Origin of the sequence: Sodalis glossinidius str. 'morsitans' (genome assembly GCF_000010085.1) — a bacterium.
Classification (GTDB): domain Bacteria; phylum Pseudomonadota; class Gammaproteobacteria; order Enterobacterales; family Enterobacteriaceae; genus Sodalis; species Sodalis glossinidius.
Window position 1 is genome coordinate 4025102 of sequence record NC_007712.1, and the last position, 23892, is coordinate 4048993.

At 49.4% G+C, this 23892-nt stretch carries 22 protein-coding genes and 7 pseudogenes; 3 read left to right on the forward strand and 26 right to left on the reverse strand.

Annotated features, from left to right (window positions below; genetic code table 11):
• Positions 1 to 6 precede the first annotated feature (6 nt).
• The 3 genes from lptM to SGP1_RS30360 all read right to left on the reverse strand — a co-directional run bounded on the left by lptM (position 7) and on the right by SGP1_RS30360 (position 4608).
• On the reverse strand, positions 7 to 216 hold the full coding sequence (lptM, locus tag SGP1_RS21315) for an LPS translocon maturation chaperone LptM (protein WP_041867712.1): 210 nt from the start codon (positions 214 to 216) through the stop codon (positions 7 to 9).
• Between the two features lie 126 nt (positions 217 to 342).
• Entirely contained in the window at positions 343 to 2895 is a 2553-nt protein-coding gene (locus SGP1_RS21320) for a class I adenylate cyclase (protein WP_011412154.1), read from the reverse strand.
• A gap of 1413 nt (positions 2896 to 4308) precedes the next feature.
• Positions 4309 to 4608 carry a hypothetical protein gene (locus SGP1_RS30360; RefSeq protein ID WP_148203486.1) on the reverse strand — a complete coding sequence of 100 codons (300 nt, stop codon included), beginning with the start codon at positions 4606 to 4608 and terminating at the stop codon, positions 4309 to 4311.
• A 573-nt stretch (positions 4609 to 5181) separates the two neighbouring features.
• On the opposite strand from SGP1_RS30360, the gene SGP1_RS21325 reads away from it, so the two are divergent.
• Together SGP1_RS21325 and SGP1_RS21330 are read left to right on the forward strand one after the other, a co-directional pair.
• Positions 5182 to 5658 (forward strand): Panacea domain-containing protein, encoded by a 477-nt coding sequence (locus SGP1_RS21325; RefSeq protein ID WP_050747719.1) that lies wholly within the window; start codon positions 5182 to 5184, stop codon positions 5656 to 5658.
• A 75-nt stretch (positions 5659 to 5733) separates the two neighbouring features.
• Positions 5734 to 6620: pseudogene (locus tag SGP1_RS21330) on the forward strand (Rpn family recombination-promoting nuclease/putative transposase).
• Here SGP1_RS21330 and SGP1_RS21335 read toward each other — a convergent pair.
• The 15 genes and pseudogenes from SGP1_RS21335 to SGP1_RS21400 form a co-directional block, all read right to left on the reverse strand.
• The gene (locus tag SGP1_RS21335) at positions 6568 to 7077 is read right to left on the reverse strand and encodes a tail fiber assembly protein (protein WP_279379420.1); all 510 of its coding nucleotides are present in this window, start codon (positions 7075 to 7077) and stop codon (positions 6568 to 6570) included. The pseudogene SGP1_RS21330 and the gene SGP1_RS21335 overlap by 53 nt on opposite strands.
• Positions 7078 to 7217: 140 nt before the next feature.
• Positions 7218 to 7619 carry a gp53-like domain-containing protein gene (locus SGP1_RS34610; RefSeq protein ID WP_050747896.1) on the reverse strand — a complete coding sequence of 134 codons (402 nt, stop codon included), beginning with the start codon at positions 7617 to 7619 and terminating at the stop codon, positions 7218 to 7220.
• An 88-nt stretch (positions 7620 to 7707) separates the two neighbouring features.
• Positions 7708 to 8196, reverse strand: a complete 489-nt coding sequence (locus tag SGP1_RS21345; RefSeq protein ID WP_011412157.1) for a putative phage tail protein — start codon at positions 8194 to 8196, stop codon at positions 7708 to 7710.
• Between the two features lie 5 nt (positions 8197 to 8201).
• A pseudogene (locus SGP1_RS28585) lies at positions 8202 to 9265 on the reverse strand (baseplate J/gp47 family protein).
• Between the two features lie 53 nt (positions 9266 to 9318).
• Positions 9319 to 9645 (reverse strand): annotated as a pseudogene (locus tag SGP1_RS28590) (phage GP46 family protein); the annotation flags it as partial.
• Between the two features lie 30 nt (positions 9646 to 9675).
• Positions 9676 to 10215 carry a phage baseplate assembly protein V gene (locus SGP1_RS21360; RefSeq protein ID WP_041867279.1) on the reverse strand — a complete coding sequence of 180 codons (540 nt, stop codon included), beginning with the start codon at positions 10213 to 10215 and terminating at the stop codon, positions 9676 to 9678.
• Between the two features lie 52 nt (positions 10216 to 10267).
• Positions 10268 to 11336 (reverse strand): annotated as a pseudogene (locus tag SGP1_RS21365) (phage baseplate assembly protein).
• Positions 11333 to 12655 carry a DNA circularization protein gene (locus SGP1_RS21370; protein WP_041867280.1) on the reverse strand — a complete coding sequence of 441 codons (1323 nt, stop codon included), beginning with the start codon at positions 12653 to 12655 and terminating at the stop codon, positions 11333 to 11335. The pseudogene SGP1_RS21365 and the gene SGP1_RS21370 overlap by 4 nt, the downstream one beginning before the upstream one ends.
• A 61-nt stretch (positions 12656 to 12716) precedes the next feature.
• Positions 12717 to 12971, reverse strand: a complete 255-nt coding sequence (locus SGP1_RS21375; protein ID WP_041867281.1) for a hypothetical protein — start codon at positions 12969 to 12971, stop codon at positions 12717 to 12719.
• A 5-nt stretch (positions 12972 to 12976) separates the two neighbouring features.
• A complete protein-coding gene (locus SGP1_RS21380) occupies positions 12977 to 13228 on the reverse strand; it encodes a hypothetical protein (protein ID WP_041867282.1) in 252 nt (83 codons plus the stop codon).
• A 168-nt stretch (positions 13229 to 13396) separates the two neighbouring features.
• On the reverse strand, positions 13397 to 14404 hold the full coding sequence (locus SGP1_RS31590; RefSeq protein ID WP_050747897.1) for a phage tail tape measure protein: 1008 nt from the start codon (positions 14402 to 14404) through the stop codon (positions 13397 to 13399).
• 15 nt (positions 14405 to 14419) lie between these two features.
• On the reverse strand, positions 14420 to 14782 hold the full coding sequence (locus tag SGP1_RS31595) for a hypothetical protein (protein WP_050747898.1): 363 nt from the start codon (positions 14780 to 14782) through the stop codon (positions 14420 to 14422).
• The gene (locus tag SGP1_RS31600; RefSeq protein ID WP_050747899.1) at positions 14758 to 15132 is read right to left on the reverse strand and encodes a hypothetical protein; all 375 of its coding nucleotides are present in this window, start codon (positions 15130 to 15132) and stop codon (positions 14758 to 14760) included. The genes SGP1_RS31595 and SGP1_RS31600 overlap by 25 nt, the downstream gene beginning before the upstream one ends.
• The gene (locus tag SGP1_RS21395; RefSeq protein ID WP_041867283.1) at positions 15129 to 15374 is read right to left on the reverse strand and encodes a DUF2635 domain-containing protein; all 246 of its coding nucleotides are present in this window, start codon (positions 15372 to 15374) and stop codon (positions 15129 to 15131) included. Before SGP1_RS21395 ends, SGP1_RS31600 begins: the two co-directional genes overlap by 4 nt.
• Positions 15374 to 15922 (reverse strand): phage tail terminator protein, encoded by a 549-nt coding sequence (locus tag SGP1_RS21400; RefSeq protein ID WP_011412159.1) that lies wholly within the window; start codon positions 15920 to 15922, stop codon positions 15374 to 15376. The genes SGP1_RS21395 and SGP1_RS21400 overlap by 1 nt, the downstream gene beginning before the upstream one ends.
• A gap of 322 nt (positions 15923 to 16244) precedes the next feature.
• On the opposite strand from SGP1_RS21400, the gene SGP1_RS21405 reads away from it, so the two are divergent.
• Entirely contained in the window at positions 16245 to 17480 is a 1236-nt protein-coding gene (locus tag SGP1_RS21405) for an IS4/Tn5 family transposase DNA-binding protein (protein WP_011412160.1), read from the forward strand.
• 283 nt (positions 17481 to 17763) lie between these two features.
• Here the strand turns inward: SGP1_RS21405 and SGP1_RS21410 are convergent, their stop codons facing one another.
• From SGP1_RS21410 to SGP1_RS21445, 8 genes and pseudogenes are all read right to left on the reverse strand, one after another.
• A complete protein-coding gene (locus tag SGP1_RS21410) occupies positions 17764 to 18168 on the reverse strand; it encodes a phage head closure protein (RefSeq protein WP_011412161.1) in 405 nt (134 codons plus the stop codon).
• On the reverse strand, positions 18165 to 18488 hold the full coding sequence (locus SGP1_RS21415; protein ID WP_011412162.1) for a head-tail connector protein: 324 nt from the start codon (positions 18486 to 18488) through the stop codon (positions 18165 to 18167). The genes SGP1_RS21410 and SGP1_RS21415 overlap by 4 nt, the downstream gene beginning before the upstream one ends.
• Before the next feature lie 82 nt (positions 18489 to 18570).
• Positions 18571 to 19788, reverse strand: a complete 1218-nt coding sequence (locus SGP1_RS21420; protein WP_011412163.1) for a phage major capsid protein — start codon at positions 19786 to 19788, stop codon at positions 18571 to 18573.
• 9 nt (positions 19789 to 19797) lie between these two features.
• Complete coding sequence (locus SGP1_RS21425) at positions 19798 to 20397, reverse strand: HK97 family phage prohead protease (protein WP_011412164.1); 600 nt, start codon at positions 20395 to 20397, stop codon at positions 19798 to 19800.
• A pseudogene (locus SGP1_RS21430) lies at positions 20390 to 21624 on the reverse strand (phage portal protein). Before SGP1_RS21430 ends, SGP1_RS21425 begins: the two are co-directional and overlap by 8 nt.
• Positions 21614 to 21775, reverse strand: a complete 162-nt coding sequence (locus tag SGP1_RS31605) for a hypothetical protein (protein ID WP_041867284.1) — start codon at positions 21773 to 21775, stop codon at positions 21614 to 21616. The pseudogene SGP1_RS21430 and the gene SGP1_RS31605 overlap by 11 nt, the downstream one beginning before the upstream one ends.
• Positions 21772 to 23426 (reverse strand): annotated as a pseudogene (locus tag SGP1_RS21440) (terminase large subunit); the annotation flags it as partial. The gene SGP1_RS31605 and the pseudogene SGP1_RS21440, both read right to left, overlap by 4 nt.
• Positions 23427 to 23815, reverse strand: a pseudogene (locus SGP1_RS21445) (phage terminase small subunit P27 family); the annotation flags it as partial. It lies immediately after the preceding pseudogene.
• Positions 23816 to 23892: the final 77 nt, after the last annotated feature.

Genomic DNA, 23892 nt, shown 5'->3' on the forward strand with positions numbered 1-23892 from the left:
TCGCGATTACGGCTGTTCGGTCCCGACGGCGGTGCTGCCGTCATCCCCGGGCGAGGCGGTCTGCACAGGGGACTGGGTCGAGGACCGCGTGGTCATCAGTTGACGCTTCTGTTCGCTTTTATCCGCCGGCGGAAAATAAAGGGGACCTTTCAGGCCACAGCCGTAAAGTCCTAGCAGCATCAACCCCAACGCCGCACGGCGCAATTCGCTTTTCATTTCACCCATTACCTATTGTTCATCCGTCTCAGCCTCCTATCATCGCAGTTGGCATCTGAAAAGCAACAGCAATTGTCGTTGGCAAGCGACGCGGCGGGCGCGGGGAAAGCGTGCCCCGCCGGCGAATTAGCTGCTGCGCGCGTTTTGCGCCAGCGGCGGCGCACCATTGTCAAACGGCGCGCCGCATAAATGGGACAGAACGCTGCTGCGGAACGGCACAACCTGGATGCGGCCGTCCAGATTCATAATCTGGTAGAACTGCGGCAAATTGAAATTAATGAAACTGGAGCCGTAGGTGAAGCGGTCGTGGGAAGAGGAGTAGAACCGGCTGACGTCGCGCACCAATTCCTCTTTGCTGCCTTCGCAATGATGATAGGCTTCCACCCGATTAGTTTCATCGAGAATATAGATATTGAAACCGCTGTCGTCGGTGGTGTCCTCAAAAAAGAACTGGATGATGCCTTCGCTGGCGAATCCGTCCACCACCGGAGGCAGATGGACCTGCTCGGTCTCCATCTGGATGGACAGCCCGTGCAGCTTATTGTTGGATATCGCGCCGTAAAACTCCACCGCGTTTTCCAGCTTCTGCACCGAAACACTCAGGCGCTCGAAAAACAGCCCCCAGGTCTGTCCCGCCACACGCACCGCCTTGAACCGCGCCGGATCCTGGCGGGTACTGGAGAGGCGCAGCTCGATACATTCGGAAACCAGCTGCTGCACCCGGGTGCGGATAAGCCCGCGCAAATGCTGGCTGTAACAGAACACCTCCACCGTATCCGGCGGCGCGGCATCCTGATGCATTTTGCCGAGAATGGTTTTCAACGCTTCCAGCACCGCCTGCTCGCCGCTGAAATGCAGGGTGCGCACTTCATTCCAGGAGTTGCGGTAAAGTAAATCGATGCTGCCCACCAGACACTGCTGCTGCTGGCCGAAGCTGAACACATCCAGTTTGCGGAAGTCGAAATGCACCACCTGATTACGGAATACCGCGGTGGGATCGTGCTCAAGATTGACAATAATCGCCAGATGACGGATTTCGCACGGGCTGCAGAGCGCCTTGGGCGTCGGCGTCGGCACCCGCAGCGGGAAGTGGCCGGCCACATCGGCAATAAGCTCATTCAGCTTGGCGCTATCGCAGGTGTCGCTGCCCTTGATATGCACCTGGGTCGACCGGGTCAACAGCCCGTTAAACCAGGCCCAGGCCACCAGTTTATTAAGATAGCGGTTATATTCCAGCGGCTGATGGCTGATGATGGAATCCATCGACGGCGACTGATTGTATAAATACCAGCCGGTACGGTTGGCGCGGCCCTGCGGCACATAGATGAACGTCAGATGCAGTTCCGACAGATCCGGCGAGATCTGCGGATTGAGCAAAGTCACTTTACCGGGCAGCGCCTCGAAGGCCGCATACAGCTTGCGGGTCAGCACGCCGATATCCTGAGGGCTGGCGCTGACGCTCAAGTTGTTGCGGCGGGCAAACCGGATCAGATTACGATAACTCTGCATCATGGCGTCCAGCAGCTCATTGTGCGCTTCGCGCACCTGCGCAATCTTCCAGTTGGCGCGATCGTCCAGCATCTTCAGCCGCGCGTCATCCCAGCCCCAGCTCGTCACCAGCTGTGTCAGAATCTCCCGCCGCCAGGGCGTGCCCGCCGGATCCTGCGACAGTTTTTCGCACACCTTCAGATAGAAGCAGCGACGCACCATATCCAGCCGCGTCATATCGTTTATCTGCGTCAGATAGTAGGTCACCCGCTCCAGCATCATGCAATAGGGGTCGAGGCCGAAGGAAACGATTTCGCCGTCATGCAACCGCTGTTTGATTTTCATCGCCAGCAGTTCGGTGTGGGGATATTCCCAGGAGTAGGCTTCCAGCAGCAGCGTTTTCAGCACCGCCTTATAAGGAGAATCGATGCTTTTATACAGCTGCCACAAGCTGGCACCGAAGTATTCTTCCGCGGACAGGGTGCCGAGGCCCCCCAAATCCAGCCACTCGTTAGGCGTCAGCGCGCCGCGGGCGTACAGCGACAGAACATACTCATCGTAGTGCGCTTCTTCGTCGCCGGGCACCATCTTCCACAGTATACGCTTACCGCCCATGCGCACAGCGGTGCGATAGAATTCATCCAGCAGCAGGATGTGCTGGGTAGAGCCGCAGTCCTCGTCCCCGAGGCTGCCGCTTTCATTATGGCGAAAACGGTTTTCATCGATCAGGAAGAAATTGACGTCCACGCCCCGGCGATTCGCCCACTGCTCAAGCAGATGACATTTACGCTGCAATTGAGCGCGTTCCTCGTTGTCCAGCCAGGACTGATGACACACCCAGATGTCGAGATCAGAGTTAGCGTTCTGGCCGATGGAAGAGGTACTGCCCATGGAGTAAACGCCGGTAATGGGCTGCTCACCGCTGTCCGGCGCCGCCACCGCCGCGCCGGCCTGACGGCCGATGTCGTCGAGCCAGGCGCGCTGGGTCTCATCGGGGGAATAAAAACAGATGCCGTGGGGCACGGTGCCATCCAGGTAACCCGGAAGCATCGGATGATGAAAATGTAGTAAGGTTGGCAGCAGACTGTATACGTGTTGAAAATCCGGCCCCATGGCCGCCAACGCGCGATCCACCCGTAGTTGGTTAATCGCGTCCAGTCTCTGTTTCAAGGTCTCGATGTAGAAGTACAAGACGTCTCGCCTGATTATCCCGGTGTCATAAGAACCCGTTTCTCCACCCGACCGGCGTAGTGAGTTATAGAGTTATTGCCGGTAAATGCTGGAAACGTGATCAATCTAACACCTTGCTGATTGACCGTAAAGAAAGTTAAGCTACCCAGTGAGTATATTACTTTCCCCAACAGAAAGTAATATAAAAATCAATAAAAACAAATATATAAATAAATAATAAAGCAATTTTATTTATTTGTTATACGAATGGTCACTCATAACTTCCTGCACAACCTCGCAAGTTCTCGAACGCTTGGAAACAACTTTTTCTGACAATGATGGCTTTAGTATAGTCATACCTACAAGCAGTTTCCCCATGCACACACGGAGTTCATGCGTAAGCGCCCCATGTAGGACGTCTTGCGTTATTGCCTGTTTTGTTGTAGTCAGTAAACCGACATCACACGTAATCCACAGTAAGATATTGATTTTATTTATCTTATTAATTCATTAAATTTAAGCGAGATGAAGTTAGTGAGTTTGACACCAGTGATAGTGTCCACTTAAATTTAAGTGGATACTATCATCGCCGGATTGTCGGTGATCTGAGCACAGTCCCTTATGGATTGCGGTGTTAGCAAGCATCGAAGTTAGATAGATGCTGGCAGCCCATACAATATATTAATCAACATTTCAAGACGTCCTACATGGGGCGCTTACGTTCATGCCTACCAAGCTCACGCATGGCTGCACAAAATCTCCTCAGCCCTTGTGCTACGCGGATTCTGCTGGACATACCACACGACCTACAAAAATATTGTAGATCTCCGTGAAGCGTACGGCCGTTGGATATAGGAAGCGGGAAATCATTTCGGGTGGGGACGCTGGACAAGTCCTTCAGACGTACGTAAGTCAAAGCGACATTAACCGCGTATCTTTTAGCAACGTGGTTGGAGGCAGGTAACCCTCTTTAAGAGGAATGGTTATATTTTAACCATCCGATGGGGCGGGGATTTACCCACTAAATGTAGGCTGGAATTTTTTTGTAAAAAGTAAAAAAAGCCACGGGTTACTGAGTTATCATAGGGTGCTAATTTTTTATTCACATTAAAAAATCAATGCTTTGATACTTTTTTAACCAGAAAATCGTAAATATGAAACTCCGCTTCTAACAAGTGATAAACTTCAAATAACCCGTAGAATAATCTCGCTGCAATGCGACTATGTGATTTTCATCTTTCAAGTGCGTAATTATTCCCCGAAACGGGGGAAAATTAATTGCCATGCTATACCGCTGGACAAATCCGAAATCTGCACTGATATTCAATGAGTTATCTGTGCGCAAGCCCCCTATGGCTGCTTGGTGGCGACATTTTCATCAGCCCGTTTGAAACGGAGGGATGGCTCCGTGGGATGGTGAAAGATAAACGAACACTAAACACGCGACAGCAACTTTTTTGTAATATAAGCAAAAGAGGGTTGTTTTGGTAGTTTCAGTTGTTTCAAAATCATTATCTTCATGATATATAATGACATTGTCGAAAATCTTGAAACAACCAGCCCCCGTTTTGAAACAATCAATCCTCCCCCTGAAACTACCGAGCTATCGATAAAATCATCTGGAAAAGCTCCCTCTCTGGCTGGCTCATGTGCTGGACAACTGCCCCGGAAGCCTTGTCGGCTGCGGCTTTTGCTGCACACAACCCCCTTGCCACCCTCAAAAGTAGTGCTCATCGGCAGCTTTTACCGGATTTTGCAAAGTTCCACTGCCGTGGAGTCGTGGAAGCTGATTTCTGCTTAAAAGTTGAACTACAAAATTTTCGTAGTTCAAAATATAGACAGGTGCACGTCAACCGACATCGTCAATCACTTCACTGCTCACGCGATCATGCCTGAGAGCGTCTGTGCGCCATTGTGAGAAGATTTCTATTCTAGGGGTAATCGATGTCAGACATTGGCAAAGCGTCTCTATCAAGCTAACAGGTGCCTTAAAATCGATATCGGTGAATGGATGCATGCCTGATGCTGTTGGGAGAGGAATTGAAGTCAGAGAGGCTGTGGCTACCGTGGATGTTCAACAAAGATTAAACGCCAGTGTACATATTACTTTGCGTTGGAGTGCAACAGTCAACGGAATCGGATGCATTGCGTTGAATACGAACAAAAAACTCTATCTTAATCTGTAGATATTACACGAACAACATCAAGCGAAATATAAAATTAATTTCTGTCAAGGTATGAAATACTTGGAGTTCATCTACAAGGATGTGTGGTTATTTGGTTTTCGTTTATACAAAGGAGTGGTGTATGAAAGATTGTTTCGATTTAGCAAATTATTTTCTGGTCCGAAATCAAAACGAGGGCTGCGGGGATGTGATGACCAGCACTAAATTGCAACGACTTGTTTACTATGCGCAGGTCTTTGCCCTATCGCTGCTTGGAAAACCATTATTCAATGAAAAAGTTGAAGCCTCCCCCGATGGTCCTGTTGTGCATGCACTGAAACTAAGATACCGATACTATAAAAATGAGCCGCTACCAGTCCCACCAGTCAAGATAGACATGAGCAAATTTACGCCTGATGAAGCAGCTATACTCGACAAAGTCCATCGTATCTATGGTCAGTATTCAGGCTGGAAGTTACATGAAATGGCTCGCAGTGAACATGAAGATCAAGAGCTACAGCAAAAGAAGGACGCCAGCCAGAGCAACGCCTTCATGCTCACCGATACCATGACACGCTGGCATAAGTCCGAGCTCAGCCAGTTCGCACAGAGGCACTGACAGCTGCCCCGGCTCGTTGAGGGGCCGGGGATTTCGATGGAATACCGCAATCTGAACAAGCTATATACTACACCGATGACAAAATCCTCACTCTCACAACACGACGCCCTGTTCAAAAAATTCCTCGGCGACATTGCTGTAGCTCGTGACTTTCTGGAAGTGCATCTACCACCTCATCTGCGTGAGCGCTGCGATTTCAGCACCCTGGCAATGGAGTCCGGCAGCTTTATCGAAGACGACCTCAGGGGCCAGTGCTCGGATATGCTCTATTCGATGAAGACCACGACGGGCCATGATGGCTACGTCTACTGTCTGATTGAATACCAGAGCCGACCGGAAAAGCTGATGGCGTTTCGGTTGCTACGGTATGCGGTCGCCGCGATGCAACGGCATCTTGAACAAGGCAATGACGCTTTGCCGGTGGTGATACCGCTTCTGTTCTACCACGGCACTACATCGCCCTATCCCTACAGCACCCAATGGCTCAATTGCTTTACTGACCCCGAACTGGCAGAATCAGTCTACAGGCAAGCATTCCCGCTGGTTGACATCACGGCTATGCCGGATGATGAAATACTGTCCCATCGGCGGGTGGCTCTGCTGGAATTGGTGCAGAAGCACATCCGGACCCGTGATATGTTAGAAATAGCCGCTGATATCGCCCGTCTGCTCAATTTATGGGCGATACCGAAAGAGCAGTTCCGTAGCCTGATGTACTACATTGTAGGTCGAGGCGAAACCTCAGACACCAGACAATTTTTGCATACCATAGTACCATAGCAGCACAGACACAGGATTATCGGGAGGATGTGATGACTATTGCAGAACAATCACGCCAAGAAGGCGAGCATAGCGCCTCGCTGAAAATTGCAAGGCAACTTATCGCCAACGGCGTCGATCGCGCTATCGTCAAAATGTCGACGGGCCTTTCCGATGATGAGCTGGCTTCCCTTGTTCGATGACGGGCATTAATCCCCCACCTTTTCCGCGTTGGGCGGCGTCGGCCAGTTTATCTGGCGCTGTGCTAATATCGACACGGTTAAGCAGCATGCGGTATTTCTTCCACGTCAGCAATGACGCTTTTTCGGTGTTCGTCGTCATGCCGAGGTCTACCGCATCCTGAAGCGGCCCAATAATGCGTCCGGCCTCATCCAGCTGGCTCTTTTTCGTGAGCGCTGCGCTTCGCCTTTCATCTTCCAACGTGGGCGGCGGTGTATCGACCCAACACGGGTAGCCGTTGGCGTCGCCACCACGCAGCTTTCCGGGCGGCGGATTTTGAAATTTCATGAAAATATCTTCTTTCACCTCCACGCCATCATCAGGCCACGAGCCGGCATCGACATAACCTTGTTTGCGGCTGAGCGGATAAAATGCGCCGGTCGTGCCGCTAAATACATATCTTTCATTGTTCATCATCATTACCCGAAACATTAATAGCCTATGGCCACATAACGAAAACCTGAACCAGCATTGTTATTTGACCAGACTTTCATGGTGGATTGGGTGTATTCACCAAATCCGTAGGAAAGCGCGCCGTCATGCACATCACTTCCGATAGCCTAGAAGCATTGATGACGAAATGACGTAGGAAACTGGATGGTGACGCCTGCGCTGGTCGTGCCTCCTTGCCCCCACTGTAAAATCAGTCCACCAGGGAATTCCTGAAATCCATTAACGTTGAACCTATTGGGAAAACTACTCATATCGGGTAGCTGGTTTTCACCCGTGCCCACGCTGCGTAATGCGGCTTCCATCAGTCCGAGATTTTCTCTGAAGACGAGCTTATCGGGAATATCTGCGCCGTTCTGGTCTTTCGCCAGTGCTTTAGAGAAATCCCCCTTCGATAACGTGCGAATGGCCTTATAGAGTTGGTCATGCTGATCTTTGTTCAGCTTTATACCACTGCGCTCGATAACGGCACAAACCTCTTCCTGCCACGCATCAAATATGGCCTCATCCAAACCTGTTGATGGTGTGCCTGTGGTTGGGTCACCATTGGTAAAGCCGTTTTTTCCCTATCCGAACTTATCTTTTTGTGCTGTCGGTGTATCAATGCGATGCATCACTTCTTCCTTTTGGGTAAGCAAAAATAACTTTGGTATGCGAAGGATACTGGCGCTCGATAACGCATTCAACGGCGCTGTCTCCCCATGTCGGATCTGGCGTACTATCAAGATGTTGAAATTGTTCTATTGTTGCTGCTGGATAGCCCAATATTTCCAACTGCTTTTTGAAAAAAGCCTCATTAATACCGCCCACAGTATTCACCTTGGCATCAAGCACTTGTTGCCTTTCTTCTAGCGTTTGCGCTCTATTAGCGAGGCATTTATCCGGCAGCCCGCATAATTTTTCGTAGCGGTTAATTAATTCAACCGATTGGGCCGGGTTAATTTCAATCATCAGGCTATCAGCATGTTGATGGGCTTGTGCCAGTGAAGGGGCTAGCCCTTTAATCAGCGCATCTTCTTCATCCCATGCGGGGCCAGGCGGTAATAACGTTCTCAACAATTGCGTATATTCGTCGCCCAGATTTATCATGACGCTCACTCCTTGTATTTTACCCACGTGACCTCGCCCAATACCAGCACTTCCGTATTGGCCAATTCAATATCTGCCGTTGGCGCAATAAGACGATGGGCGATTTCACCTGCCGCAAGACTGATGGCTTCAGCGAGTCTTGAAAGAAAAAGCTTGCTGCCAGGTTCGCCTTCTCGCTGTAAGAAGGCTTTGATTTCTGCGATAACCGCTGCCCGCATTTCTGGCGTATCCGTTGATAAGGCTATCGAAATAGCAACGGTTTTTGCTGTAACGGGGAAAATAGTCAAGCCACTTCCGGCAACAGGGGCAAGGGGTAATATATGCTCTCTGACTTTGGTTAAGATTTCCTGTGTGAGGGCAGGATGGTCTACATCATCACTCGCCACCATGACCCCAACCGTGCCGATACCGTTTTTATGTCGATGTGTCCATGCGCGACTTATGCCCAGGACTTCTTTCGCCCAGCGCGAACATAATCACTATCCGCACCGCCTTGTGGCGTATCGTACCAGCGCGCCATGATACGTTGTCGCCAGCTGTCCAGGTCTTCAATATCGGTTCCTGTCCTGATGTTATCGGCATAACCGGTCGAAGATAAACCAGAAATAGGCGTAGCAAGTCGTAGCGCGATGCCGTCCTCACAATTGCCAGCCTGACCGCTGCTTTTTGCAACGACGGGCACGCGAAGTACACCCTTTGCTGATGGTGTTGTGGTGTATATTTGACCATCATCACGGTGTATTTCAGAATCAGAAGGTATCGATACTGCATTTTGTACACCCTCCCACCGAACAAATCAACTCGCTTTGGTTGCCCCTTTTCGTGGACAACGCTTGATATTACCGTGTCGGGTCAACCAATCTTCATCGGCTAAATCCGGCAAGATATTGCGCGCTAAATAATCGATATAGCCGTATAGAGTATGAATGGCGGCAGCCTGTACTCTTACGTACACTTCAGCATCGAGACGGCGCAACACGCTATCTTCATTAAATCGCGTGAGCAAATCACCGCGAATGGTGTCTATCAGTTGTGGCAGTGTCGGGCGCGAGAAACCGCTATTTTGCATAAATTACGCTCCACAAATTATTGATATTCATCTTTTTTGTATAATGATTAAGTAAGGGTAACGGTTGCGGTTAACTTATCGATGCCTGTGCGCACCACGTCGACATCAATCCGAAATGCGATAGCGTCGTCTGTCATCCATTTCAGTGCTTACGTGATATATTCCTTCGCCTTTTGCGCCGTCTGGTTCGTGAGTGTACTGCGTCTCAGTAGATACAAGCGGGAGCCAATACGGTCATTTTGCACAGTTGGCCACGTATCTCCCCACCATCCGAACGGCGTATCGGTGTCATCATCCGGCTCAGCACGTCGCCAGGTGAATAGCGAGACAATCACGGCACGGCTTAATCGGTCATCATGTTGAATGGGAATGCCTGTCATTTTATTTCATACCTTGAGTGGGTGTTCCGGTCATGCCGTCGCTATCGCCCGAGTGAGCTGGCTGTTGTACTGTTTCCTCATCGTACTTAATGAACCCACTTTATCTTGTACCTCTGCGGCAGATGTGATCGATTTCTCCGCCTTGATTGCACTGGATGTTTCAATTAATGCGGTATTAAGTACCACCTTGTTTTTAGCATTCAGGATGAACGTCTCCGTCGTCGCCTCTATCAACCGTCCGCGTTTGAGCAAGATGCTATCGCCTTCATCGGTATAGATAGCCACCTCGCCTTCTTTCAGCCCCTTAAGCCGATAGCGACGGTCATCGACGTTAATCACAATGCCGTGAGAACGGTCACCGGAAACGAATAGCGCGACACCTTCTGCGCCAGAATGCGCGGTCGAGGTAAAGCCATAAGGCTCGAGGTATTCCATACCGTCTTTCGTTTCGCCCGCCATTATGGATATATCAACCTGTTGGCAAGCGGTCGTGTTATTCAGACGTTGTATTACCGCTCGCGACCAGAGGCGCGCAAGGTTTCGCTGCAAACGAGAAAAAATATTTTGCATTGTTTCACTCATTAATAGGTTAAACTGAAGAAAAAAGAATATTTTAAAATTTCTATAGATCGCCGATATTGTCTGTCTCTTTTTCCTTTAACGCTTCAAGCGGCGGAATATACGCGGCCTCGGGTGTAATACGTAATTCGCATAACGTACCACTCTCATCCTGCGTATAAACAACTTCGCTAATGACCAGTTCCCTATTGTTAAAACCTAACACGGGGTCAAAGACGATAACTCGCTGGTTAGGTTTCCACAGACTGCCGTCACCTTGCTGCCAACCTTGCACCGTATAAGTGGTTTCTTCGGTTCTGGCTGCCCGTTGCTGCGCTTCAAATTTACTCCGTGCGCGACAACTGGCCCCTGTGGCATTGCCGGATTGTTGTATATGTTGAGGGCGATAGCGCCTGATTTCGCTATCCCTGGCTCTGGCTCGGATTGCGGTTAATGTTGCTTCCCCGAAGTCGTCATCATCACCTGAGCGTTGACCTGCAACCTGATATTCCGAAAAACGTTCACGGATACTCTGCTCGGTATCACAGCTCAGAATATTTTCACCCCAGACCAGCGCGGTGGTGGCTTTGTCATTACCAACCAAACCAATTAACAAATTGCCGTTTTCGTCATCCCAGGCGAGCGCCTGTTGGCTTCCTAGCGCCTTGTTTAATACTTCGTGTACTGTTGTCGCCGTAATCGGCCTGAAAAGCCTGTAGCGGCGTTTTTGGGGCCTTTTGGCTAATGACCTTAATGCTAAACGGTTTTGCCAGTTCTGACGCGATTTGATGTAAGGTTTTGCCCGTAAAAAGCGTCGTATTCGCAGCACAGTCGATTAAATCTGCTGTTTTACTACGACCACTGATACCAACCTGGATACTTTTAGCATCATAACGTATCGGTGTGGCTTCAATCCAGCCGGTTAGGACTTTATCCTGACCGATGAGGACTTCGACAAGTTCACCTTTTTTAATTCTGGGCTGTAACGGTACTCTTCCTGATTCACCAAGCCATTGGCGGGTGATTTCTACATTGAAATCGCGTGAGAGTCGCTCTATGCCTGCTGAAATCTGTACCCGAGTCCAGCCTCCCCATTCGCGCTCGTTGACGCGCAATATCACGTGATTACTCATCTTGCGGGTACTCTCAAAGGTTTAACCGGCATAAAGCCAGGATGATTAACGGCATTCCGGCTGGTGATATCGGTTTCCCGTGCCGCATTATCATACCACTTAGCGGCCAGAACCAGAGCGGGTAGCACCGCCTCTGGGGTGCGTGTGACGGTTTTTTCAACCTGTGCCAGTCGTGTTGCAATATCCCGGTTAGCATCGGTTTTCACCTGTTGCAAGGCAAGGAACAGAGTATCATCAAGCGTTAATGCCTGTTCGTGTTCGATAGCTTGATTCAGCGTTTCTCGCACGGTGACCAAAGTATCCCACGTTACCGCCGCCAGTCCTTCAAGATGGCTGCCTGCCGCATGAGAAACCGCGTGTAATGCAGGATGGGAAATATTGACGTGTACCTGACGTTTCTCAAGTTGATTAACCGGTAACGTAGCGGTACGTGGTAGGGGGAGTTGTGTTAATCGCCACGTAGCCTCATGGATGGCATTGGTACGCAACAAAGCGGCAATACGATTACGGCGCATACGTTCAGCCTGAATACTGGGTCTGTCGCTTTTCCATACACCCCGTGGCGCTAAATCATGCCCCAACGTTACACCGGATAGCGTCTTAATTTGCTGTGCTAGTGTTGCGGCATCCTGAATAGTACGCCTGCCAGAACGCCACATCCGCTGTATCGCTTCCACAACACTTTTACCGGATGAGCCAGATTTCAAGAGTACCGAAATATCACCGTGTAGCAGTCTTGATGCTGTGGTAATGCTGCTATCGATAGTGTCAAAAGCTTTGGTAACATGGCTGATCATGGATTTAGCCTGATTCAACACACCATTCTGGCTAAAATCTGCCAATCCTTTTAACCCTAAATCAGCAAAAACAGCCCCAATTCGATCATTGAGCGTGGAACTGGAAGAAATCAGTGTGTAACTCGTGGCGATACCCACAATAGGGAAAGATAATTCACCGGCTTCGACCACACTAAAACTGACGCGGCACATGCGGCCTTCGCGTCCGCTATGGCTGACTCTGACCTCGCCATCAATACAAACCGCAATTTCGTCGTAGTAGGGATATACCAGTGTCCCTGGCCCTGGCGTGTCGATAGCCGCAATAAGCCGATCTCTGGCCTCGAAAAAATCATCACCGACCAAATAAGCGCCAATGTTAAAACGCCTTGTTGCACGCCCTAAACCTTCCGTATACGGCTTGTCGCGATTGGGGTATTCGTGAACCTGTACGCGCCGTCCGAACGTCCCCTCGTCATCGTCTACCTGAAACGGCACGCCGCGAAAGGATGCCGGATGGAGTTTATTTTTCCATACCGTTATCTCACCTCCCTTAATCTAAAAAATGTAGGAAACATTTAAGTGTTAATCAATGAAGATAGTATTACCACGGCTTGTTTTTCAGCTCAACAGTACGAAGTTTTTCCATCACATAATTAAAATAATTATCGGTATCTGCTTTATTATTAAATTTTAATCGATAAAATCCGCTCCCTGGCGCAGAAAATAAAATGTCACAAGTAAGATTAGGATTGAGTTTATCGGAAAAAGTCCTGTTAACATAGGGGATTTTTGATAAGTTAACTATCACATCTTGGTTTTCACTATCTTCACGATATTTTACTCTTACAAATTTCATGATTATCATTCCTTATTATTTTCTTTTGGTGATAAATCAATGATCTCTAACTTACTGACTATATAATCAAAATAATCATCACGCTCCCTGATGGTTTTAAAAGATTTTCTTTCTGATAAAATTAATATTTGAGGGATGCCTAAAATGACCTTTTTACTTATTTCTACTATAGCCTCAAAATTAATCCCTATCGTTTTCGTTGATTCGTAGGCGTTGCCATTGTCGTAATTATCAACTTCTATTGTTAAAAAACTCATGTTACTTCTCCTTTATTTTTACTTACTGCCTGGAAAATCGGTTATAGCCGACATCGTAACTTAGCCAGGGTAGTGCATTGCCAACGGGGGAGACACGCATACCTAGTGGGGTATTTTCAAAGATCAGCCTGACTTCACCGTCTCGGGGGTCAGTTTTGCCTAGTGAATCTAGGGCATTTTTGGGGGCTTCCGTAAATTGCCAGTTACCCTTGTCATCTTTAACCAGGTGACTATTGCCATGAGTGAACGGCCAAACTCGCCCCAATCCCGCGCTGTTCGGAGGTTTTGAAACCATTCATTGCCGCCAGCATTAAGACCCTTGTCGACAAGCGGTTCGACTCCCAGTGATATCCCCTCAATCAGCCCGGCTTTTCCCAGTACGCCCTTGATGCCAGAGGGACTGTTTTTAGCCAATGTTTTCATCTCACGGGTGACATTCCGAATCGATTTCACCATATCGACAGCCCATTTTGTCGTAACAAAAACCAGAATACCTGCGAGCACGGTTTCCCAACCGCCAATTGCCTGAATAACGCCATCAATATTATGCCAGACGGATTTTACTATCGGCCCAATCGTATCCCAGTTATCGACGATAAGCCCACCGCCTATCACCATCAGCGTTATCAGCTTCCCTAACGTTGACATTTTCATCACGCTATTAAAAATCCTGAAAGCGCGAGTGACCACACCAACGGCGGTTGCGGTTCCCAGCAGATAAAGGCCCATCTTGGCAACGGATTTGATGACTTCTTTATGCGTTTTTGCCCATTCTCTAAACTTCTCGATAAACGGCATGAATCTTTTGATTGTTCTGTTTATCGTTGGAAGAAATATTTCACCCATACTGACGCTGGCGGCGTACATCTGATTTTTGAACAGTTGTATCGCATTTGCCGTCGTCGCGGCGCGGGCGGCATATTCCTTATCCAGATAGCTATTATCGGCAACCCCGTAACTGTTTTTCTTGTAGGTTGTGACGTCACGTTGAATACGCAATGCGCCACCTTCTACTAATGCGGTCTGGATAGTGGTTTCGTATCCCGCGATAGTGAGGTGTGGATCATTAAACGCCGCACCAAAGGCGATAAGTTCAGCGACCGTGCCTGTTTTTACCGTGTAGACATGCCCGTACAATTGCCGATAAGGATTCCAGCGCCCGCTGGTATCATTCATCTCGCCGCTGATTTTTTACAAAGAGTCAGTATCGCCGAAGGGGAGTCCGATAAAATCAAAGAGGGTATCGCCCATCGCGGTGATCACAGCGGTCATATCGGGCGATCCTGTGCCTCCGCTCATGGCCGCGATGGATACATTCAGTCCTGGCGGCGTCTTTTCCCCTCCCGCTGGCGCATAATAGTTAAGCGCCAAAGGAATATTATTGCCGATTAGCCCTTTGTGCCTTGCTGTTAAGGTGATCTCTGCCGCCTCAACCGCAGCCGTTACCGGCAAAGCCTGATTGCTATTAATGGCATTGCTTAATTCGGTCGCAACCGTGTTCGCCGTGTTTGATTTGGCAACGCTAGCTACTATGCGTTGATCACCGATATACAATGTGACAACACCTGAATCTTGTGCTGTCCCCTCATCGTAATCTTGCCACTCGCTGCTGCGCCTTTTGGCTCGGGCACGGCAATCACCCAAAGCTCGCCGATGGGGTCGATACGGCGATAGGCGGTTACCATGCGGTGCAATTGGCTGCCGCGCCCAGCATGTGCTTGCATCATCTCCGCAGAGGGCATAATCACGGGCGAATTAAGTTGAATATCCGCACCCGGCAAGACATGACCGATTAGTAGTGCCGGGCCGCTGTCCTGCGCCGTATTGGCGGCGCTGTTGTCCATCTCTGCATAAAACAGAGGGACGCGGAGATCGCTCGGAATAACATTAAAACTCAGACTCATTTTTCACCCTCTGCTTTAAGCTTTTTGCTTTTGGTGTTGTTGTTGTCGGGAATTTCACCTTCACTGCCCTCCCTGAACACCTCGATGTCATCATCCTGCATTCGCCTCCACCAGTAGGCATCCTCGATAACGCTAATGCCCTCTGGAGGAACGAGCATGTCAGGACGCCCCGGAGGACAAAGATAGAGAGGCATCGGTACCATGCTCCCGTGCTTCGGCTTGATAAAAACAAGATTAGTCATTAAGCGCCTGCCTCGTCGTAATGAACGGTAGTATTGTGGTGAATTGAGCTTGATTGCTCGGTCAAGTCGATAGATACAGTATGTAAATTATGCAGATTGTTAATGTCGGCATATTGCCGGGTACTTTCAAAATGAATGTCGGTGTCTACTTTAAAATTAAACTGCCAAACCAGTCTGGCACGGTTAACATCGATAAGATCGCTTGAGTCGTATTCAATCGCGCAGCAGCCTGATTCTGTCTCCCAACCGAGAATGGCATGCCAAATTTCACGGCGTACCTCATCGATGATATCACAGGCGGCTTCTTGCGCGCGCTCATCGGTATTTCTGAGAAACACAGCAACGCTGAAATTTTCAGTTAGCGCTTGCCAATAATCCGTTTGTGAGCGCTGTTCGCCAGTGGCATCTTCGCCGGGGATCACGTAGGCCGAGGGTAATGGAAGATAGTTGGTTTCCAGTGCTGCAACATATTCCGCCGCACCTCCTACACGGCTCTCAAAACGTGGGCAATAGGTGCGGATCGCCCCGATAATTGGACTGAGTTTCATTTTTTATTCCTTTTTCGACGTTCGGATCTTAATGAGCCTTTTAAATCATGAAGCAGCTTATGCCGCGTCCAGCCTTGAAGTTTTTCTACTGCCTCGGTCATGTAATTTTTGCGAGGCTCGATACGCCATCCGCCATATTTGTGGTGTATCTTGTTACGGCACTGCTGTTTTGAAAGACGATACGACGCGTTTCTTACACCGTAATAAAGCATTGCCGGATAGTAAGTACCTTGAATGGGCATTCCCCCTTTACCCATCCCATTACACACAAGTCTCCGCTGGTAAACTTCAGCCTATCCGCAACTAAATTTGAGCAAAAACGATGAGCTGGGCAGAAGAAGAGCTAGGGACTGTAAATCTTGGTGATGCGAGACGTGATCGCCGCGCAGTTTTGCTGCTGGAGCGGCTCGATCAGAAGCCCTCAGCAAGCATTCCAAGGGCATGTGAATGTTGGGCAGAGACAGCAGCAGCGTATCGATTCCTACGCAACGATGATGTGCGTTGGAACAGGGTGATGGAGCCTCACTGGCAAGCCAGCCAGGCGCGTATGGGGCAGCACGAAGTAGTACTATGCCTGCAAGACACCACAGAGCTGAACTACAACGGCCAGGATATCGAGGGGCTGGGTCCCCTGAACTATGAAACGCAACGCGGACTATACCTGCACCCAACCTATGTCGTGAGCACTCAGCGCGAGCCGCTGGGCGTAACCAATGCCTGGAGTTGGGCACGCAAATTCAAAGATGATGAGGGCGTACGCGGTGGTATAACTGAAAGTATCCGCTGGATCGAGAGCTACGAGCGAATGGCTGAAAGTGCGGCTGCTCTGCCGACCACACGGCACGTCTGTGTGGGTGACCGTGAGTCGGATATGATAGAATTGATGCTCTGTGCACGTAATCTCGGCTATCCCGTGGACTACCTGATCCGCAATCGGCACAACCACGCCCTGCCTGGGAGTGGCAAGCTCTGGGACCAAGTGCAGGCTGCTCCACTACTGGGCCGCATACGTTTCGAGTTGCCGCGCGGGCGCGGGCGCAAAACGCGCCAAGTAGAGCAGGAAATCCGGCTGCAATACCTTAGTATTTCGGATGGTGTCGGGGGGAAGCTCGAAGTGAGTTGTCTAATCGCCAGGTACCGGGCCCGCTGGGAAATTGAGCTCTTCTTCCTCGTGCTCAAAGAAGGCTGTCGAGTTGAGCGCCTGCAGTTAGGCAATAAAAACAGACTAGAAACGGCTCTGGCCCTCTACATGGTAATTGCGTGGCGTATCAACCGCCTGATGCGCCTAGGGCGCAATCTCCCTGAACTGGATGCAGATCTGTTATTTGAGACTGATGAGTGGCGAGCGGCCTTCATACTGAACAAAAAGCCGATCCCAAAGACCATGCCCACACTGAACCAAGTCATTCGTTTGATCGCACGACGCGGCGGTTTTCTAGGCCGAAAAGGTGATGGTGAACCGGGCACAAGGACGCTCTGGCTTGGCTTACAGGAGGTATCAATCTTCGTTGAGGGTGCCTGCTATGCACGGCAGATAGCTCTTAGGACTTGTGTGTAATGCGATGCCCTTTACCCCAAAAGCTTTTTCTTTTCCCCCTTTCCAGCTTGGCGCAATTTTGACCATGAGTCCCGGACGGCGCGCCGATGCCCTTAGCACGTTGTAGGCAATAGAACGTGCCAGTTTCCCGGTTTGCATCGCAGGATTGGCCCCCGGCTTAGACGCGTGTCTCCGCGTTCGTCTTAATAACCGTCGAGTCACCGCGACGTGTGCCTTGCCTATCTCGGCAAATCCCCGCCTCAATCGTGCGCGGTTAAAGACGAGTTCTTTCGGTTGTTGAAAGTCAATATGCAAGTGCATAAAGATAATTCTCCGACGATGTGCTTCCTAATGCCTCACATTCCAGCACCCAGAAACGTTGTGTATGATTGATATCGATAATGCGTTTCACTTTAAAAACGGTATCGCCAAAGACAACCTCATGATCTGTCGTAATCGTTCGCCCGCGACGATAGTCCAGTGTGATCCTGTGGGTGATGGTATGGTTAATTTGCATTGAGTTTTGGTAGGCCGTCGCACTCACTTGCGCTATTTTTGCCCATGCTTTAAAGGTTTCGGTAAATGTTGGCTCTAATCCGGCCCCCGTTCCCGGAACATCAGTGCGGCGACGCACAGTAATGCGATGATTCATCTCTCCGCAATCTGGATAGCGATACGTTGTGATAATTTCTGTGTGATGAAGTTTCATAGCGGTATTATTCGGTACGGTTGTACATTCCAGATAAACCCCATTGGCAAATCGCTTTTTTCAAAATCGGATGAGGCCGTCCGATTTAAATAATAGTGAGAAGCCAATAGCAACATAGCGATTTTAATATCATCCGTCAGGCATATACCGTCTTTATCCTCTGGCGGTATCTTTGCTTCATAGGGGTATAACTTTCGGTTTAAGTACGTCTCTGTGCGTTGCTGAACAGCGCGGCCAATCAAATCAAGGACGCTATCTTCTTCGTCAAAATCGGCCTCAAGACGACAATGCTCCTTAATTTCTTCAAGCGTTAATAGCATAAGCATCTCCTATGCCCGCCGCATGACGGGCATAAAAAAACCGCCAAAGCGGTAGAGGATAAAGCCAGAATTTAAGGTGATGTCAGACTTTACCAACCAGCGCCTTGATAGCGGCAGAATCTTCCAGTACACAATCGAAGCGATGGAAAGCAAGAAACGCCGTTTGATCATAATCGGCATAACGTTCAACCAGTCGTTTTAATGTCATGTAGCTGACGCGCCGCACGATAAAACGGTTAAAGTCGCCGCAGTAAATAAACTTCTTGCCCGCGCCGATATCGGCAATAGCCGGATCAATGACATAGGGGACATTCAGCACCGATGCCGGAGCTACACCAACGATATCCGGCAACCATAGCGGACGTTTTTGACCATCTTCCATTTCACTGAGCATTTTTAAGGTGTTGTCGTTAAACGCCAGACGGAAGGTACTGCCTTTGCGGTAGGCCGGATCAATACTGTGCTTCAGCGCCAGCACCTCCTGCCAGCTAAATTTCTTCGCGTCGGCAGTGGCGGTCGTTGTGGTAACGGAGACTTCCAGTCCGTTGGGCTGCTGAGGATTGCCCTTTCCTGTCCCTTGCACCAGATACCGGGATTCACCACGCCCAAGGCGTTGCGCGATGCGTGAGGCAAGATAGGCTTCAATATCTACGCCACTGTTCTGTAATAGTTCGTTTGATATGAGAATGATTTTTGATGAAAGTTTTTTGGCCTCAAGGTTAGCCGTGCCAAAAGTGACATCACCTTCGTTGGCCTGTGTATTTTCCCCCAGAAGCTCACCCTCTTCTGTTGTGCCGTCCGACGTACTCCAGGTGATAGTTTGCCCGTTGGCGGTATTGAGGATTTGCGCAACACTGGCGATCCCACCATACGCTTTCATTGAATCGATGATCTTGTTTAACATGATTTTCGGCACGGTATAGCCGCCTTTATCGTCAGGCGTCGTACCCTGTGCGCGAAGCTCTCTCAATGCTTGCCGCTCCTCTGGACTCATATCACCCAGCCCGCAACGCAAGAATTTGTCGAACGCAGCAGTGCGTCGCTCGCTTTGCTGTTCCGGGTTGGCTTTATCCAGTGCTTGGCGCTGTTCGTCGGCCTGTTCATCGACAACAACCTGATCCAGTTGGCGCAATTCCTCTTCCCGGCTTATCTGTTCATCGATGTTTTGCAGTGACGCCTTGGCCTTATTCCATTCGGTGCGCTGCTCTTCTGTCCATGCGTTATTGCCAATTTTTTCATTGAGTGCCCGCATATCCGTCGCAATAGTCTGACGTTTTTGCTTTAATTCGTGGAGTTTCATGTTGTTTCCTTAAACGTTAAGTAAAGTCAGCAGGAGCTCGCGCGCCATTCGTTGGTTTATGGCGTGTTGAAGTGCGCCTGTTTCTTTTGCTTCCTGCCATGCTTTTAATGATCGGACAGCCGAATCCGTATCCTGATAGGCGGGATGGGTGACCGGACTCACATCGAAAAGCCGGGAAAATCGGTTGATTTCACGTATTACAATGCCTTCATCGTCCTCATACCAATACTCACCATCGTGAGCTATGCAAAATCCAAATGATGATTGGTCAATATCGCCTCGTCGCATTGGCTCCAGCACCAAATCGCGGATTGTCTGGGTATCGGGTGCCGAGATATCATACTGCAAACCACGTTCATCAACCGATAACGCCAGTGTTCCCGCCACGGTGCGGCCAAGAATGAAATTGGCATCATGATTAAATAGCGCTCTGACATCATCATTTAGCACACCATCAAATGCGCCGGGCTTGATGATTTCTCTAAAACCCCATAGCGGCTCGGAGCGACTATTGAACACGGAGCCATAGCCAATAATTCGCGTGGGTTGGGTATCCTGCTGTTCCGCCCTTATTTCTCCGCTGTAACAGCGCGTTTCCCTGTCACACATCGGTAAGTTCCTCTTTGTTTTTGCTTTCATTTTCAGGCGCGAATAACGAGGGATTAGCGGCGTTGACACTGACCAGTATTTCATCGAGTCCATCAACCGGATTCATATCCTCAAACGCACGTGCTTCGTTGCGGCTCATCCAACCGTCAATAATCGCATAGTGATAAAATTGGGCGCGCTCTTGTGGCGTTCCTCGCATCAAACCAGCAAGATTAAAGCGTACGTAAAAGCTCGCCCGTCGTTCAGCGCGAGTAAATAGACGCCGGTTAAGCTCCTGTTCCCAATTAGCCACCCAAGGCATAATGCTATATAACGCACAAAATGAATGGCTTGCGCAGTGATATTGCTGTAAGTGGCTTTCTCCAAATCGTTAATCATATGCGATGGCAAATTAAAAATACCGGCAATCATTGAACGATTCAGTTTCATCATATCGATAATTTGCGCATCGACAGGCGAAACGGTTAGCGCCCCTTGTAATCCAGATCTGCCGGGATAAGCAGCGTTTTATTTTCTTCGCGCCGTAATGCCGACAGTGCATTCGCCCACATCGCCTTTAATCGTTTCCAGCCTTCCTCCTGAAGTTCGCCTTTAACTGACACAATACCGGTACGCGCATTACCGGCAAAGAAACTGGCGGTATATTGTTGGCCGCTCATGCCTATGCCAATCGTATCTGCGTGTTGCAAAATCGGACTTAGCCCCATTTTCTGATTATTGCCCAGCGCTTGGATGTGGATCATATCGTCCATTGGCACGGCAAAATTGCCTTGCTCGTTGTAAACGCCGTAGGTATAGCGTCCTCCTGTATTAATCAGCGTGGTTTCCCACGGCATACAGGCTTTCCAGTGATAGCACCTCGCCCCGACGAGAGCGCATCACGCGAGTAAAGCCATTGCCCCAGCCCAAAATATGCCGCTGGGTTAATTACCGCCACTTGTAACTCGTTTGCCACGTATTTGGCTCATCATGAACCAGATAGAACGCCGGATGATCACGGGCAATATCGACGCCTTTATCCGTCTTTCTCATCACATGCAGCGGCATCTGTGCCATGTTTGACGCCAGCACCGTGATATAGGAGTAGACGGCGGCCAGTTTCAGCGAGGTTTCCGGACTAACGTAGGTGCCAGATCGGAATAATCCGTCTTCCTCTGTCATCTCTGCACTAATGCCTGTTTGTGGGTTTTCCAGTGGCTCATGGCGGAAAATTGCATCAAGTAGCATTTCTCCTCCTCATGGCGGCTAATAGCGCCCATGCCAGCACGAGAGCGCCGGAAAACATCAGTAAACAGGGCAAGCCAAATCGCAGGTACACCCCAGCGGAGAGCAAGCCAAAACCGACCAGCCCGACAATATCAATGATCAAATTTTTCATAGCATAAGGAGATCTTCGGTCGGATCCAGTGTTGAGAGAAAATCGGTTTTGTTGCCACCATTAAGCACGACTCGACTCATCGCGGTAAACAAGGCAACCGGGCCGTCTATTTTTGCTTCAGGCGTTGATTTATTGGGAAAAATATTGTCGTTTTTATCGATTTTTACCGTGATATTCGACATCATCCAGTTCATTAACGGGTTTTGTGTGTGGTGAAAACGTCCGCTATAAACCAGCGCTTCCACCTCTTTCATGGCTTCGGATAAATTCTTTACCGTTTGCGGTACCTCAACCAGCGGCAAGCCCTCTTCAGCAAGCGATAAACTGAACTGGGTCGCACTCCACGGGTCGAAAGCAATTTCCTTCAGGCTTTCACCTGACACCCAAGCCTGTAGCTCTTCCTTGATTTGCGTATGGTCGATAACATCCCCCTCCGTTAAAGTGAGCCTATCCAGCGCCGCCCACTTACGGTACATTTCGGCCATTTGGCGCGAGCATCGCTCTAGCCGTCCTGACGACGGTAGCCAGAATTTGCCATCGACGTGGACATGCCCCTCATTCGTCCGCCAGACTTTGACCGCCGCACAAATATCAATTTTGTTTGACAGATCAACGCCTACCCACAGTGGATAGGTGTTTAATTCATGTTGTGGCGCGATATATTCGCATTTCTCCCACTTGATCATATCCATCCATGCCGATTCCACCGTCACCCACATATTCATGTGTTTTGTAAAGAAATTGACACGTGCAGATACCTGCTCTTGTGCTTTTTTTGCCAAACGGCATAAATCATCCCAGCGTTTACAGGTACCCAAGCCGGGGTTCGCTTTTAACCAGATGCTTTCATCAAAGGGATCATCGTTTTCGTCGAGCGTGTAGATGATTGCAAAGAAGGCGTCATCTTTGATGGCTCCTTCAACCTTGCTATCAAAGCCGCGCAATACCTTAATGGCATAATCTCGCAACTCGTAGCAAATGCCCTCCTTGTTGAATCCCGCGGTTGTGATACCAAAAATCAGCGATTGCAGACGTGCGCCGGTTGCTGTTTCCAGCACATCCCAAACATCACGGGTCTTGTGAGCGTGAAGCTCATCGACTATTCCGCAATGAATATTTAACCCGTCGAGACTGTGAGCATCTGACGATAACGGTTGAAATCGAGAGGCAGAATGTTCTTGATAGATAGTCAGCTTATTAAATTCAAAAAAGCGTCCAAGTGTTAGCGGAGCCTTTTTAATATGCTCTTGGCGTCCTCAAATACAATCCTAGCCTGATCTCGCGTGGTCGCAGCGGAATAGACTTCTGCGCCACCTTCGCTGTCCGCCCCCGTCATGTACAGGGAAATCCCCGATGAAAGCGTGGACTTGGCGTTCTTTCGCGCCACTTCGTTGTAGGCAGTACGAAAACGCCGCATCATCACAGGCTTGCCGCTGCCGTCAGACTTGAGAACGATTTCACCTGTTTTCTCGTCAACTAATGGGATAACGAAACCAAAAATATTGATAAGAATAAAGGTGTGCCAATCCATCAGTTCAATCGGCTGACCCGCAAGGTTGCCTTTGACGTGTGGGATAACTTTATAGAAATTAAGTACATGCTGGGCGCGAGGCTAGCTGAAATAAATTCCGCACTCTTCACCGTTTTTAATCATGCCGAATTCGGCTTGCATCCTGCAAATACGCTTCCACGCATCAGCCATCATGCGACTTGAGGGTGAGGACGGATCATCATGCTGCCATCGGCTGAGGTTGTTTTATAAGAATCCCCTTCCTGCTCGATAATGTCACGGTGAAGTCTCCACTCGATATAAGCACCAACCAGTAGCTCAAGCGCTATACGATCAAGAACAGTAATCACTCCCATAGCTTCTAGGCGTTCGCCGAGAACCTTAAACCAGTATCGCTCTTGCTTATTGAAGTGTTTTGGTGTTGAGGGGATCCCTTTTTCGGGTTGTGGTTCATTTTTATTGATTGCCCTTTTTGAAGGGTTACCCCTGACCAAACGTAGATGGGTCGGGGTTTTTGGTGGCCCTGACACAATTGAAAACTCCTATTAATCACGCTGTTAGGGATACCCATAAAAAGGTTTCTAACCTGCGGAGATGTAAAAAAGGT